14 protein-coding genes are annotated in these 14347 nt (G+C 72.0%); 6 read left to right on the top strand and 8 right to left on the bottom strand.

From position 1 onward, the window contains the following. Genes WEB03_RS03965 through mnhG form a run of 3 tightly spaced genes read left to right on the top strand, consistent with a single transcriptional unit; the run spans position 1 to position 985 of the window. Positions 1-339 (top strand): Na+/H+ antiporter subunit E, encoded by a 339-nt coding sequence (locus WEB03_RS03965; protein ID WP_368069675.1) that lies wholly within the window; start codon positions 1-3, stop codon positions 337-339. After that, positions 336-593 carry a monovalent cation/H+ antiporter complex subunit F gene (locus WEB03_RS03960; protein ID WP_368069674.1) on the top strand — a complete coding sequence of 86 codons (258 nt, stop codon included), beginning with the start codon at positions 336-338 and terminating at the stop codon, positions 591-593. The genes WEB03_RS03965 and WEB03_RS03960 overlap by 4 nt, the downstream gene beginning before the upstream one ends. Further along, positions 590-985 (top strand): monovalent cation/H(+) antiporter subunit G, encoded by a 396-nt coding sequence (mnhG, locus tag WEB03_RS03955; RefSeq protein WP_368069673.1) that lies wholly within the window; start codon positions 590-592, stop codon positions 983-985. Before WEB03_RS03960 ends, mnhG begins: the two co-directional genes overlap by 4 nt. A gap of 41 nt (positions 986-1026) precedes the next feature. Here the strand turns inward: mnhG and WEB03_RS03950 are convergent, their stop codons facing one another. From WEB03_RS03950 to WEB03_RS03935, 4 genes are all read right to left on the bottom strand, one after another. Then, positions 1027-3180, bottom strand: a complete 2154-nt coding sequence (locus WEB03_RS03950) for a biotin carboxylase N-terminal domain-containing protein (RefSeq protein ID WP_368069672.1) — start codon at positions 3178-3180, stop codon at positions 1027-1029. Beyond that, a complete protein-coding gene (locus tag WEB03_RS03945; protein ID WP_368069687.1) occupies positions 3177-4763 on the bottom strand; it encodes an acyl-CoA carboxylase subunit beta in 1587 nt (528 codons plus the stop codon). Before WEB03_RS03945 ends, WEB03_RS03950 begins: the two co-directional genes overlap by 4 nt. Before the next feature lie 115 nt (positions 4764-4878). Beyond that, positions 4879-5940 carry a hypothetical protein gene (locus tag WEB03_RS03940; protein ID WP_368069671.1) on the bottom strand — a complete coding sequence of 354 codons (1062 nt, stop codon included), beginning with the start codon at positions 5938-5940 and terminating at the stop codon, positions 4879-4881. Between the two features lie 20 nt (positions 5941-5960). Continuing rightward, positions 5961-6581, bottom strand: coding sequence for a dTDP-4-dehydrorhamnose 3,5-epimerase family protein (locus WEB03_RS03935; protein ID WP_368069670.1), 621 nt, complete (start codon positions 6579-6581; stop codon positions 5961-5963). 165 nt (positions 6582-6746) lie between these two features. Here WEB03_RS03935 and WEB03_RS03930 point away from each other — a divergent pair, with 165 nt between their 5' ends. Genes WEB03_RS03930 through WEB03_RS03920 form a run of 3 tightly spaced genes read left to right on the top strand, consistent with a single transcriptional unit; the run spans position 6747 to position 11375 of the window. Beyond that, complete coding sequence (locus WEB03_RS03930; RefSeq protein ID WP_368069669.1) at positions 6747-8663, top strand: type IIA DNA topoisomerase subunit B; 1917 nt, start codon at positions 6747-6749, stop codon at positions 8661-8663. Further along, a complete protein-coding gene (locus WEB03_RS03925; RefSeq protein WP_368069668.1) occupies positions 8663-11074 on the top strand; it encodes a DNA topoisomerase (ATP-hydrolyzing) subunit A in 2412 nt (803 codons plus the stop codon). Before WEB03_RS03930 ends, WEB03_RS03925 begins: the two co-directional genes overlap by 1 nt. A 31-nt stretch (positions 11075-11105) precedes the next feature. Further along, positions 11106-11375: a cold-shock protein gene (locus WEB03_RS03920; RefSeq protein ID WP_368069667.1), complete on the top strand. Its 270-nt coding sequence runs from the start codon at positions 11106-11108 to the stop codon at positions 11373-11375. A 28-nt stretch (positions 11376-11403) separates the two neighbouring features. Here WEB03_RS03920 and WEB03_RS03915 read toward each other — a convergent pair whose 3' ends face one another. The 4 genes from WEB03_RS03915 to WEB03_RS03900 form a co-directional block, all read right to left on the bottom strand. After that, entirely contained in the window at positions 11404-11889 is a 486-nt protein-coding gene (locus WEB03_RS03915; protein ID WP_368069666.1) for a DUF6036 family nucleotidyltransferase, read from the bottom strand. Next, the gene (locus WEB03_RS03910; protein ID WP_368069665.1) at positions 11886-12203 is read right to left on the bottom strand and encodes a helix-turn-helix domain-containing protein; all 318 of its coding nucleotides are present in this window, start codon (positions 12201-12203) and stop codon (positions 11886-11888) included. Before WEB03_RS03910 ends, WEB03_RS03915 begins: the two co-directional genes overlap by 4 nt. 129 nt (positions 12204-12332) lie before the next feature. Continuing rightward, positions 12333-13916 carry an MFS transporter gene (locus tag WEB03_RS03905; protein WP_368069664.1) on the bottom strand — a complete coding sequence of 528 codons (1584 nt, stop codon included), beginning with the start codon at positions 13914-13916 and terminating at the stop codon, positions 12333-12335. A gap of 38 nt (positions 13917-13954) precedes the next feature. Then, on the bottom strand, positions 13955-14347 hold a 393-nt coding region (locus tag WEB03_RS03900; RefSeq protein WP_368069663.1), incomplete at its 5' end, for a VOC family protein.

The raw sequence follows: 14347 nt of genomic DNA, 5'->3' as shown, positions 1-14347 counted from the left end.
GTGCCCCGTCTGCTGACCAAGCCCCTACGCATCCTGTACGCCGTGGGCTACTTCCTGGTCGAACTGGTGCTCGCCAACCTCCGGCTCGCGACGGACATCGCCGTCCCAGGTCGACTGCCCGCGACCAAGGGCATCATCCGCGTCACGACCGCCGCTCGGACCCCTGCCGAGGTGTGGGTGGTCGCCAACGCGATCTCGATGACGCCCGGCACCCTCACCCTCGAGACCGACGCCGAGCACCACCACCTCTACGTCCACACCCTGTACGCGCAGGACCGTGCGGCGTTCACCAAGCAGATCCACGCCCTCGAGTCGGCCCTGCTCGGAGCCATGCGATGACCGTCCTCGACCTCGCCCTCGTCGCCCTCGGGCTGGCCTTCGCCCTCGGGATCGTCCGGGTCGTCCTCGGTCCGACCGTCGCCGACCGCGCGGTCGCGACCGACCTGTGCCTGTTCACCGTCATCGGCGCGGTCGCTCTCATGGCTCCTCGCACGGGCGCCGAGCAGTTCGAGGACGTGGTCCTGATCGCGGTCCTCCTCGGTTTCGTGGCCACGATCGCGCTGGCCGCGCTCATCGGGAAGGAGCGAGAGTGAGCGGGCTGATCGCGAACGCGCTCATCCTCTTCGGGGTCCTGCTGGTCGTCCTCGGGGGGGTCGCACTGCTGCGCCTGCCCGACGTGCTGGCGCGCGCCAACGCCGCGACGAAGGCCGCCGGGCTCGGCCTGGCGTCCATCCTGGCCGGCGCCGCGGTGGCCATCGGGACCCGGGACGCGTACGTGAAGCTCGGTCTCGCGATCGTGGTGCAGTTCATCACCGCACCGGTCGCGGGCCACGTCCTCGGCCGAACCGCCTACCGTACGGATCCCGCAGCCGCCACGAGCTTCCTCGTCATCGACGATCTCCGACCCGACCCACGAGCCGATATCGACGTCGCGGAGGCCTCGGAGGGCGGACCAGGCCCCGAGGGAGCCCCCGACACGCGGTGATCCTCAGCCTCGTCCCGGCAGCACGTGGCCGGTGCAGCCAATCAGCCAGGAGTCGCCGCCCCGGCATCGGACGGGGCGACGACGACGAGCACCTCGTCGGCATCCACCTGCTGACCGACGGCGATCCTGACGTCGCTGACGGACCCGGCGACCGGCGCCGTGACCCGGTGTTCCATCTTCATCGCCTCGAGCGTGCACAGCAGGGCGCCCTCGGTCACCGCGTCCCCCTCGGCGACCAGCAGGGAGACGATCGACCCCGGCATCGGCGCCAGCGTCGCACCCTCGACCCGCTCCGCAGCGGCGACCGGGAACCGGGGCTGCTCGGTGAGCCGCACGCGGCCGAGGACGCTGTGCACCGCGATGGCGTCCCCGCGACGGGCCACCAGGACACGGTGCCGGCGCCCATCCACCTCGACGTCGAGGTGGTCGCCCGCGAGCCGGTGGACGGTGACGGCGGACCCCTCGCTCCCTGATGCCGGTGAGCCGTCGAACCGCGGGTCCTCCTCGGACCGCAGCAGGAAGGTCCCGTCACGCCGAGCGCGGTAGGTCACCCGCCAGGTCGTGTCGTCGACCACGAACCCGACGTGCGGGTCGAAGGCGCCCGCGTTCGTGAACCCCGGCGCGACCAAGGGCAGCCCGCGTTCGGTGGCGACCGACCCGTTGTCGATGCCCACGACGGTGGCCGCGATCAGAGCGAGGTCGACCGCATCGAGGGCGGGCGGGAAGCGGCGGTCGTCGTCGGTCGGGTACCGGTCATCGAGGTAGGCGGTGGTCGTGTCGCCGGCGAGGAAGGCGTCGTCTCGCAGGGCGTCGACGAGTAGGTCTCGGTTGGTCCTCGCACCGAGGATGACGGTGTCATCCAGGGCGCGGGCCAGCCGTGCGGCCGCCTCGAGCCGGGTCGGCCCCGTACCCACCACCTTGGCGAGCATCGGGTCGTAGTGGACCGACACGACGTCGCCCTCGACGACGCCCGAGTCCCACCGGATGCCCTGACCTCCAGCCGGTTCGAACGCGTCGAGGGTGCCCGTGGCCGGCAGGTACCCCGACGCCGGGTCCTCGGCGTACAGCCGCGCCTCGATCGCGTGGCCGACCTGGACCAGGTCGTCCTGGGTGAACGGCAGCGGCGCACCGGCAGCGACCAGGATCTGCAGACGGACCAGATCCAGCGCGTGGAGCGCCCCGGTGGCGGGGTCCCGGACGTGGACGACCTGCTCGGTCACCGGGTGTTCGACCTGCAACCGGGTGTTGACCTCGAGGAACGCGAAGCAGTCCCTCGGGTCGACGAGCTCTCCGGCGCGCCGGCGGACGAGCAGGGCCTCGTCCGCGACGAACTCCACCGTCCCGGCGTTGACGTACCCGATCGCCCGCGCGGCGGCGACGGCCGCGTCGCAGAGGGCGGCACGGACCTCGTCGTCGATGGACGCGGACGGCGCCTCCTCGATCACCTTCTGGTGTCGACGCTGGATCGAGCACTCACGTTCGAAGGCGTGGACGATGGCGCCGTGGCCGTCCCCGAGGATCTGGACCTCGAGGTGGCGGGGACGCTGCACGAACCGTTCGAGGAAGACCGTGTCGTCACCGAACGCGGCGGCGGCTTCCCGGCGGGCCGCGGCCACCGCGTCCTCGAGCTCGTCCGGACCCGCGACCAGCCGCATGCCCTTGCCGCCACCGCCGGCAGCGGCCTTCACCAGCAGCGGGAAACCGACGTCCTCGCCCGCCGCCGCGACGTCGACACCGTCGGGCAGCTCGATGCCGGGCACCAACGGCACGCCGGCGTCGGCCATCCGGCGCTTGGCCTCGACCTTGTCACCCATCGCCGCGATCGCGTCGGGTGTCGGACCGATCCAGGTGAGACCAGCGGCGCCGACCTCCCGAGCGAAGCTGGCGTTCTCCGACAGGAACCCGTACCCCGGGTGCACAGCGTCGGCACCCGACCGGGCGGCCGCTGCGAGCAGCGCCTCGGCGCGCAGGTACGACTCCGCGGGCGAGGCGCCTCCGAGCCGGATGGCCTCGTCGCAGACCCGGACGTGCAGCGCGTCGGCGTCCACGTCGGAGAAGACCGCCACCGTCGCGATGCCCATCGAACGGCACGTCCGCGCCACCCGCACGGCGATCTCGCCCCGGTTGGCGATGAGCACCTTGCGAGGCAGCCGCGTCGGCTCAACCTCAACCTCGGCTTGGACCGGACCGGTCATCGGAACACCCCGAAGCTGCTGGCCCCGGCGACGGGGGCGCCGTGCACCGCCGACAGCGCGAGACCGAGCACATCACGGGTGTCGCGCGGGTCGATGACCCCGTCGTCCCACCCCTGCCCGGTGGAGAACAACGCGTTCGACTCGGCCTCGATCTGCGTCTCGACCATCTCGCGGATCGCCGCGTCCTGTGCGTCGTCGTAGGGCTCGCCCCGGTTCTCCGCCGCCGACCTCGCCACGATCGACAGCACCCCCGCCAGCTGCTGGGGCCCCATGACGGCGATGTGGTGGTTCGGCCAGGAGAACAGCAGCCGCGGGTCGTAGGCGCGGCCGCACATCCCGTAGTTCCCCGCCCCGTAGGAGGCACCCATCATCAGCGTCAGGTGCGGCACCTCGGAGTTGGTGACGGCGTTGATGAGCCGAGCACCGTGGCGGATGATCCCACCCTGCTCGTAGCGGGTCCCGACCATGAAGCCGGTGATGTTCTGGCAGAACAGGATGGGGACCGACATCCGGTTCGCGAGCTGGATGAACTGGGCGCCCTTCTCGGCCTCCTGGCTGAACAGCACCCCGTTGTTGGCGAGCACCGCGACGGGGAAACCGTGCAGCGACCCCCACCCCGTGACGAGGTTGGTGCCGAACGACGCCTTGAACTCCTCGAACCGGGACCCGTCGAGGACCCGTGCGAGCACCTCCCGGGCGTCGAACGGTTCACGCAGGTCCACCGACGCGATCGCGAGCAGGTCCTCGGGGTCGTGGACCGGCGGGTCGGCGGGCTCGGTCGGCCCGGGACCGAGCTTGCGGTGCCCGAGCCGCGCGACGATCTGGCGCGCCGCGCGGATCGCATCCACCTCGTCGTCGGCGAGGTAGTCGCCGAGCCCCGACGTTCGTGCGTGCATCTCGGCGCCACCGAGCTCCTCCTCGTCGGCCGCCTCGCCCGTGGCCATCTTCACGAGCGGCGGACCGCCGAGGAAGACCTTGGACCGCTCGCGGATGAGCACCGTGTAGTCGCTCATGCCGGGCACGTAGGCGCCGCCAGCGGTCGAGGAGCCGAAGACGACCGAGATGGTCGGGATGCCGGCCTTCGACAGCGCTGTCAGGTCGTGGAAGGTGCGCCCTCCGCGGACGAAGATGTCCTTCTGGGTGCGCAGGTCCGCGCCGGCCGACTCGGTCAGGTTGATCACCGGCAGGCGGTTTTCCCGCGCGATCTGCAGCCCGCGGAGCGCCTTGGTCACCGAGAAGGGGTTGGAGGCCCCGCCCTTCACGGTCGGGTCGGACCCGCCGACGTAGCACTCGACGCCGTTGACCCGCCCGATGCCGGAGACGCTCGAGCCGCCGGGGTGGAAGTCGGACCCGTGGCCGATCAGCGGCTGGATCTCGAGGAAGGGCGAGTCGCGGTCGAGCAGCAGCGCGAGCCGTTCGCGGAGGAGCAGCTTGTCGCGGTCCCGGTGACGTTCGACCTTCGCGGGGCCGCCACCCGCGCGAGCCTGCGCGAGCGCGTCATCGATCTCGCCGAGCAGCTCGAGGTTGGCGACGCGGTTGCGCTGGGCGGGCTCGGCCGCTGCGTCGAACCGCGTGCCGAGCACGTCGGTCACCGCCGGCGACACGCCGCGCTCCGCCCCCACCTCGACTCCTGTCCCGCGGGCGACCATACCCGGCGAGCGGAACGATAGCGCATGATTCGTTCCGTACCGGTCACAGTCAGGCGTCGCCGGCGGGCTCGCCGTCGCCATCGTTCGGGGCGTCGGTGACGCGGTTCCAGAGGGCGCGCAGGCGCCAGGCCGCCTCGCCACCACGCAGCGACGCGGTGCCGGCGAGCGCCGCGAGCGCGAGCGGGACCGTCGGGACCTGCCAGGTCGCCGCGAAACACGCGTGCGCGATGGAGCCCGCCAGCACGAACCCGGCGACCACCGACCCCGGCCCGCCGCCCGGGCGGGCGACCCACGCGAGCGACCACGCCAGGATCGCGAGCAGGAGGAGGGCGCCGATGATCCCCGTCTCCGCCGCGATCCGCAACGGCTCGTGCTCGATCCCTGACCCACCGACCACCGCGTCGGTCGCGCCAGGACCGGCGCCGTACCAGGGCGACCCGCTGACGATGTCGAGCGCTGCTCGCCACCCCCCGACCCGTTCCGGATCCGGCCCGCGGAGGTACTCCGGGAGCCCCAACGCCGCGAAGGTGACGGTGCCGAGCAGCGCGAGCACGGCGACGAGCCCGGGCCAGACGACCACCCAGCGCCGCTCCCGCATCGGGAACCCGAGCAGCACGACCATCGCGAGGACCGCGCCGATGGCGATGAGGGTGGCGCCGGTCGAGCCGGCCCCCCACGTCAGGACGGCGAGACCGGCGGCGACGATCGCGAAGATGACGCGTGGCCACCACGGTCCCAGCCGCACCACGACCAACGCTGCCGCGCCCGTGCCGATCGCCAGCAACGCGCCGGCGGCCTCCGTCGAACCCGCGCCACCCAGCTCGTGTGGTGGCCCGTCGCCCGTGACGGCGGCGTACGCGAGCACGGCGACGGCGATGAGGGCGGGGGCCCCCGTCCCGTGGAGGAAGGTCGCCCACCTCGCCACGGCCGCGACCACCACCAGGCCGACCAGGAGCCAGACGACGTGGGTCCCGTCCGTGTCGGTCGCTCGGGCGACCCACGCGACCCAGACGGCGAACCCCACGAGGAGGACCGCCCCGACCACGTCGATCCGCCGCAGTGCGGGCCACCAGCGCTCGGTGGTCTCCCCGACCACCGTCGTGTCCTCCATGGCGCCTCCCGGGGATGACCCTAGGACCGGGACCACGTGGCTCGCACGACCGACCGACCGGACGCGGTGCGCGACCAGCCGGGGGACGACGACGCGAACCGTGGGTGGTCCGGGAAACGGTCACGCAGGGTGGGGTTGCTGCGGTCCTCGACGGAGATCGTCGGATCGCTGACCGGCCAGTCCACGGCGAGGTCGGCGTCGTCCCAGGCGATCGCCCGCTTGTCGACGTCCGGGGACCAGTACCCACCGACGTCGTAGAGGTAGTCGGTGTCGGTCAGGGTGCAGAAGCCGTTGGCGAGCCCCTCGGTCACGAACAACCGCAGCCGCTCCCCCGGCGCGTCGCCGAGGGTGAAGGTCACGACGTCCCCGAAGGTCGGACTGTCGGGACGCGGGTCGGCGACGGCGCAGAAGGCGGTCCCCCGGGCCACGTAGACCAGCTTGTCCCACGGCTCGGCGTGGAAGCCGCGCAGGACGCCGGAGCCGCTCCGGGAGTGGTTGCCCTGGCGGAGCACGGGTTCGCGACCGAGCGCCTCGGTCAGTTCATCGACCTGGTAGGTCTGGCGGAAGAAGCCGCGCTCGTCCCCGTGGGTGTCCCACCGAACCACGAGCAGACCTGCGATCGCGGTCTGCTCGACGGGCACGCTCGGACCGTTCGACGGGGGCGGACGGACCCTACCCGCGCGTCTCCGGATCGGGCCCTCCTCGTCGTCGGCCGGAGCCTACGAGCCTGCTCGGACCGTCCGCAGCTGTGCCGTACGGTCACGGGTCCAGCCCCCGCCGCCGCACGACCAGAACCGGACCGCACCGTGAGCGACTACCGCGCCGCGTCGATCAGCGTCCTCAAGGGCCTCGAGGGCGTCCGCAAGCGTCCCGCGATGTACATCGGTTCGACCGACGTACGCGGCCTGCACCACCTGGTGTGGGAGGTCGTCGACAACGCCGTGGACGAGCACCTCGCCGGCCAGGCGTCGGTCATCACCGTCCGCGTCCTCGACGACGGTGGCGTCGAGGTCACCGACGACGGCCGCGGGATCCCAGTCGATCTCCACCCCACCGAGAAGGTGCCGGCCGTCGAGCTGGCGCTGACCGCCCTGCACGCCGGCGGGAAGTTCGACCAGCAGGCCTACGCGGTCTCCGGCGGGCTCCACGGGGTCGGCGTCTCGGTCGTCAACGCCCTCTCCTCCCGCACCGAGGTCGAGGTCGTCCGCGACGGCTACCGCCACACCATCGCCTTCGAACGCGGCCCTCGCGTCGAGGCCCTGGCGAAGGCCGGCAAGAAGCGCGGCTCGGGTACCACGGTGCGCTTCTGGCCCGACCCCGACATCTTCGAGACCACCGACTTCCGGTTCGACACGATCGCCGAACGCCTCCGCGAGACCGCCCTGCTCAACCCGGGGCTCGAGATCGTCCTCGCCGACCGGCGCGACGGTCGCTCCGAGACCTTCCGCTACACCCGCGGGCTCGCCGAATTCGTCGAACGGTTGCTCGCCGGCAAGGACCCGCTGACCGCGCCGATCACCATCGTCGATGCGCGCGACCACGAGAGCCGCAAGGTCGCGTTGGACGTCGCCTTCACCTGGTCGGACGGGTTCCACGACGACCGGCTGCGCAGCTACGTCAACATCGTGCGGACGGCCGACGGCGGCACCCACGAGGAGGGCTTCCGGCGGGCGCTGACCACCACGTTGAACAAGTTCGGGCGCGACTCGGGCGCGCTGCTCAAGAAGGACCCGAACCTGACCGGGGACGACGTCCGCGAGGGCCTGGTCGCCGTCGTGTCCGTCAAGCTGCCCGACCCCCAGTTCGAGGGTCAGACCAAAGGCCGGCTCGGCTCCACCGTGGCACGTGCCTACGTCGAGCAGGTCGTCTCCGAGGCCCTCGCCGCGTGGCTGGTCAAGCACAAGGCCAAGGGCCGCCAGATCGTCAAGCGCGCCGCCGTCGCTGCCAAGGCGCGCCAGGCCGCCAAGGCCGCGCGGGACCTGACCCGGCGCAAGGGCCTGCTCGACAACCAGTCCGCAGGCCTGCCCGGCAAGCTCGCCGACTGCACCTCGCGCGACCCCTCCGAGACCGAGCTGTACGTCGTCGAGGGCGACTCCGCCGGCGGCTCGTCGAAGCAGGCCCGCGACCGGCACACCCAGGCGATCCTGCCCCTGCGCGGCAAGGTGCTCAACGTCGAGAAGGCGCAACTCAGCAAGGTGCTCGAGAACGCCGAGATCCAGGCGTTGGTGAAAGCCGTCGGGACCGGCGTCGGCGAGGCCTACGACCACGACCGGCTGCGCTACGACAAGATCGTGCTCATGGCGGACGCGGACGTCGACGGCGGCCACATCACCACGCTGCTGCTGACCTTCTTCTACCGGCTGTGTCCGCGCCTGATCGAGAAGGGTCACCTCTACCTCGCCCAGCCTCCCCTGTACCAGCTGCGCAAGGGCGACAAGGTCGCCTACGCCATGAGCGACAAGGAGCGCGACGTCCTGCTGCGCAGCGAGTTCAAGCGCAACACCAACGTCGAGGTCCAGCGCTTCAAGGGGCTCGGGGAGATGGACGCCGAACAGCTCTGGGCGACGACCATGGACCCGGGCCGTCGCACCCTGCTGCGCGTCAACATCGAGGACGCCGCTCGCGCCGACGAGCTGTTCGTCCTGCTGATGGGCAACCAGACCGACCCCCGTCGCGACTGGATCGTCAGCAACGCGCACTTCGCCGAGAACGTGGACGTCTGATGGCCAAGCGCAAGGACCCCACCCCGACGCTCAGCACCGGCCAGGTGCTCGACGTCTCGCTCGAGTCGAGGATGGAACAGGCGTTCCTCGACTACTCGATGTCGGTCATCGTCGGCCGCGCGCTACCCGACGTCCGTGACGGGCTCAAGCCCGTCCAACGCCGCATCCTGTACTCGATGTGGGAATCGGGCCTGCGTCCCGACCGGCCCTACCGCAAGTGCGCCTCGGCCGTCGGTGAGGTCATGAAGACCTACCACCCGCACGGTGACAGCTCGATCTACGACGCGCTCGTGCGGATGGCGCAGGACTTCTCGACCCGCGAGCCGCTGGTCGACGGGCACGGCAACTTCGGTTCGGTCGACGGCGACCCGCCAGCCGCGATGCGCTACACCGAAGCCCGGCTGTCCCTGCTGGCGATGGAGCTGCTCGCCGGCATCGACGAGGACACCGTCGACGAGGTCGACAACTACGACGGGTACGCCACCGAACCGGTGGTCCTGCCGGCCCGGTTCCCGAACCTGCTGGTCAACGGCGCGTCCGGCATCGCCGTCGGGATGGCGACCAACATCCCACCGCACAACCTCGGCGAGGTCGTCGACGCCGTCCTGCACCTGATCCGTCGCCCGGACGCCACCGTCGACGACCTCATGAAGCACGTGCCGGCGCCGGACCTGCCGGGCGGGGCCCGCATCGTGGACGGTCAGGGGATCAAGGATGCCTACGTGTCGGGCCGCGGGGCGATCACCGTCGAGGCGGTCGCCTCGACCGAGATGCGCACCGGCAACCTGCCGCGGATCGTGGTCACCGAGATCCCCTACCAGGTGAACAAGTCGGCGCTGCTCGAACGCATCGCGGGGCTGGTCGCCAGCCGCAAGCTCGAGGCCATCCGCGACCTGCGGGACGAGTCGTCGCGCGACGGCATGCGGATCGTCATCGAGCTCAAGCGCGGGGAGGACCCGGCGGCGGTGCTGGCCAAGCTCCACAAGTTCACCGACCTGCGCACGAACTTCAACGTCAACCTCGTCGCTCTGGTCGACGCGGCCCCGCGCACGCTCGGTCTGCGCGACGCGCTGCTGCACTACGTCGCCCACCAGCGCGAGGTGTTGACCCGACGCACCGCCCACCGCCTGCGCCGCGCCGAGGAACGCGCCCACGTTTTGGAAGGGCTGCTGCTCGCGCTCGACCACCTCGACGAGGTGATCGCGCTGATCCGTGCGAGCGCGTCCGCGTCCGCAGCTCGCGACGAGCTGCAGACCCGCTTCGGGATGTCCGACGTGCAGGCCCAGGCCGTGCTCGACATGCAGCTGCGCCGGCTCGCCGCGCTCGAACGCGCCGCCCTCGAGGACGAGTTCCAGGAGCTGCAGGACACGATCGCGGGGCTGCGCGCCATCCTCGGCGACCATGAGGTGCTCGACGGGGTGCTGACCGACGAACTCAAGGAACTCAAGCGGGTGCACGCGACCCCGCGGCGCACGCGCATCGTCAGCGCCGGCATCGACACCGAGGATCTGCTCGCCGGCGGGTCGCAGGCCGGGTTCGAGGCGCAGGAGGTCACCGTCCTCGTCACCCGCGGCGGCTACCTCAAGCCGCTCGCCCGGCGACGCAGCACGCCGTCGCACAAGCACCCGAACGATCCGGTGGTCGCGGTGATCCGGGCCACGACCGACGACACGCTGCTGCTGGTCGACGCGACCGGGCAGGGCCACCGGGTCGGCGTCGGCGACGTCCCCGTGGTCAAGCCGGCACAGCGCGGGACCCACGTCGGCGGCTTGCTCGGCGGCGGGCCGGACGCACCGATCGTCGGAGCCGTCCCGCTGTCCGGGGACGACGGGCTCACGCTCGTGACCGTCTCCGCGGCTGGCCAGGTCAAGCGCACCGCGCTGTCCGAGTTCACCGACGCCCGGCAACGCTCGCTGCAGGCTGCGGGGCTCAAGGACGGTGATCAGATCGCGTCCGTTGCCCTCGCACGGGACGAGGACCACCTCCTCGTCGCCCACGACGGCGGGCAGGTCGCGCGCTTCGCCGCGGACGAGGCCCGGGTCATGGGCCGCTCGGCCGCGGGGGTGGCGGGCATCGACGTCCCCGCGGGTTCCCGCGTGGTCAGCGTCACGACCATCGCCGCCGGCAGCGACGACGGCGAGGTCCTCACCGTCGGAGCCGACGGGACGGCCAAGCGCAGCCCGCTCGAGGACTACCCGGTCAAGGGACGTGGCGGCAAGGGCGTGAAGGCGGGACCGGACGCGCTGCTGTGGTGCGGGGTCGCCGTCGATCTCCACCTGAACGGTGATCCGCCGCAGGTCCTGCGCCCCGTCGACGTCGCCGAAGCCCGCCGATCGGGTCGGGGCGATGCGCTCGAGGTCCCGCCCGGCGGGCCGGGTGCACCCGAGTTGGAGCTCCCGACGACGACCTAGTCTCGCCCACGCACCACGACGTGGAGGCGACGTGACCGAGGACCCGCAGCTCCAGCACCTGACGTCCGAGATCGCCATCCAGCCCGGGCCCGACGCGCGGCGGTCCGGCGTCGTGCGGTGGTACAGCGAGGAGAAGGGTTACGGCTTCCTCGCCCCCGACGACGGCAGCGAGGACGTCTTCGTGCGCTACTCGGCGATCGAGGGCGACGGGTTCCGCAGCCTCCGCGAGGGCCAGGCCGTGACCTTCGTCACCGGCTCCGACGGCCGTGGCCCCCGCGCCAGCGAGGTCCGGCCGAGCTGATCGCTCGCAGGACGGTCCGATCGCTCGGCTACTTCCCACCCCCGGCGGGGGGTGACAGGTTGGCGATGTCGCGAAGATCCTGGGGGCGGCCCGACGCACGCTTCATGCGGATGAGGTCGTCCAGACCGACGACCCGGATGGTGACGCCGGCCGCGGTGGTCTCCACGGCTCGGGAACGCAGTCCTGCGTAGTCGCCGGCCCCGGGGACGTCGTTGAGGTAGTCGACCGGCCCAGCGTCCGTGTCGAGCGTGAAGCTGGCACCGTTGGCCAGCGTGGCTGGGTCGGTGGGGTCGATCTCGAGCAGTTCGGCGTCCACGCCGCGGAGCCGGGCGCGCAGCTCGGCGAAGGCGGCCGCGAGTCGTTCGAGGTTGTCACGGTCCTGCCGCGCCATCAGGTCGATGTCGGCGGTGGCACGCACGTAACCGTGGGCGATGACGGCGAACGCTCCGATCGTCACGTAGTCGACGTCGTACCGGTCGAGCGCGGCGAACACACGTGCCGGGTCGAGGGTCATCGGCGGGCACCACCGGCGAGCTGGCGGGCGAAGGACGCCAGCGAGAAGCCGTCCTCGAGTCGCGCGGTCATGGATCTGGCCTGGTCAGCACGCACCTCGTCGACAGCACGTTCGGGGTCGAGTGGGACGGCCGAGAGCTCGAGACGTTCACCGAGCGCGGTCAGCAGTTGGTCGAGACGCCGGACGGTCGGGACCTCGTGGCCGTTCTCGATGCGGCTGATCGTGGCCTGCCGGGTGCCGGCGCGCAGCGCCAGTTCGCGCTGCGACAGGCCGTGAGCCCGGCGTCGGCGGCGCAGCAGTGTCCCTGCGTCCATCCGCACCCTCCTCGGAGCCATAGCGTATGAGGTATGGCTGGTCCGCGCTGCCGCTCGCCGCGGGGCTGCCCCCCCCCACACAGTCGCACCTACGGGGGCATGCGGCTGTGGGGGGGGCCGTCGACACAGCTACCGAGCTCGCCCCTGATCGACGTCGAGCTCGACGGGCGTCAGGTGCCGCGTCCACGGGCCCCCATCCGCATCCATCGCACGCAACCGGCGCAGCACCGCCAGGTCAGCCTCATCGAGCCGGGTCCGTTGCGCGACCTGCTCGTCCCAGGCGGCGTAGCGGACCACCTCGGTGAACCGGGTGGGGTCGAGCGCGTCACGGTGCAGGTCCCACCGCCGAGCGCCGGTGCGGCGCCGGATGCGACGCGCCAAGCGCATCGTGTCCAGGAACTCGTCGGTGTCCCCCGGATCGATCCGCCAGTCCCGGGTCACCACGACCGGCCCCCGGACCTCGACACGCAGGTGTTCGTCGAGCACCTCGAGGCCGGCGGGTCGTGGCTCCTCGATCCGGCCGAGCACCGGGATGTCGAGCCGGAGCGACACGACGCCGAGCACGACCGTGATGGCCGTCGCCACGGCGATCGACACGCCCGAGCCGACGACCTCCGCGAGCGCGCCCGACAGGAACGCGCCGACCGGTTGGATGCCGACGACCAGCGCGTAGAGGGCGACCACGCGGCTGCGGACCCACGTCGGCGCGAGGAGCTGGACGGTGGCGTTCAGGGTGATGAGCGTCCAGACCCAGGCGAGCCCGGCCACCAGCATCCCGACCCCGGCGAGCAGGGGGTTCGGGGCCAGCCCGAGCAGCACGCCGCCGACGCCGAAGAGGACGATCGACGCCGGGACCATGCGCGACCCGGTCCGCTGGCTCGCACGCCCCCGCGTCCCGACACCGACGAGGGCGCCGACACCCATGCAGCCCCACAGGATCCCGTACCCCACACCGCCGAGGTCGAGTTCGACCGCACGCGGAGCCAGCAGGGCCTGGACCGACGCGGCGGTGAGGGTGAACACCGCGGTGACCACCAGCAGCACCCGGATGTCGCGGGTGAACCGCGCGTACCGGACCCCGACGGCCGTGGCTCGCAGCAGGTGGCGGCGCGACTGGCCGACGACGCGTTCGACCTGGTCACGCGGCAGCGTCAGCAGGACGGCGACGACGACCAGGAACGACAGCGCGTTGAGGCCGAACGAGAGCGACACCAACCCGGCGGCGACCAACGCGCCGCCGATGGCAGGACCGACGGCACGCGCGACGTTGAACGCGCCCGAGTTCAGCGTGATCGCCTGGGGCAGCAGCGGACGTGGGACCAGGTCCGGCACGAGGGTCTGGAACGCGGGCATCGCCACAGCCGACCCGCTGCCGAGCGCGAACGTCAGGACCAGGAGCAGGGTGGGTGTCAGCAGATCGAGCGCGGCGAGCACCGCCATCGCGGCCACCGCGGCGGACCCCATCAGGTTGCCGACGATCAGCAGCGTCCGCCGATCCACGACGTCGGCCAGGGCGCCGGCCGGCAAGGTCAGCACGAGACGCGGCAGGAGCAACGCCGTGGTGACCAGGCTGACCAGGAACGCCGACCCGGTGAGGTCGAGCATCAGCCACGGCGCGGCGGTCATCTGCAGGAACGTGCCGAGGTGGCTGACCACCGCCGCCGACCAGATGCGCCGGTAGGCGGGCACGCGGAGCGGATCCAGCGTCCGCACCGGGTCCTGATCGTCACCGTCCCTGGGCACCGGGGCGCTCAGGTCTCGAACGGTCGCGGCGGCACGTGCAGCAGGTCGTGCCGGCGACGCCACACGTCCGGGTCGACCGCCTCGACGTACAGGGCGAGCTGGGTCCCGTCGGGGTCGCGGACGTGGAGGGTGTGGATCAGACCGTCGTCGGTCACGCCGTCGATGGGGACCCCGGCGGACTCGAGCGCGCCACGGAGCGCGACGAGATCGGCTGGACCGTCGCCGATCCGCAGACCGATCCGGGCCGGGCCGACGCTGGCCTCGTCGCGGGGTCCGGCGTCGACGTCCGCGGTGACGAGCACGAGCTCGAGCGGGGCTCGTCCGGAACCGAGCGCCACGCCGGCCGCCCCCACGGGGCCGCGGACGCGCCACCCGAGCAGGTCGGTGTAGAACCGCTGCGC

It is taken from the genome of Nitriliruptor sp. (assembly GCF_040882075.1).
GTDB lineage: Bacteria > Actinomycetota > Nitriliruptoria > Nitriliruptorales > Nitriliruptoraceae > Nitriliruptor.
Note: the sequence above shows the minus strand (reverse complement) of the source record. Positions and strands in the feature narration are given on the sequence as shown.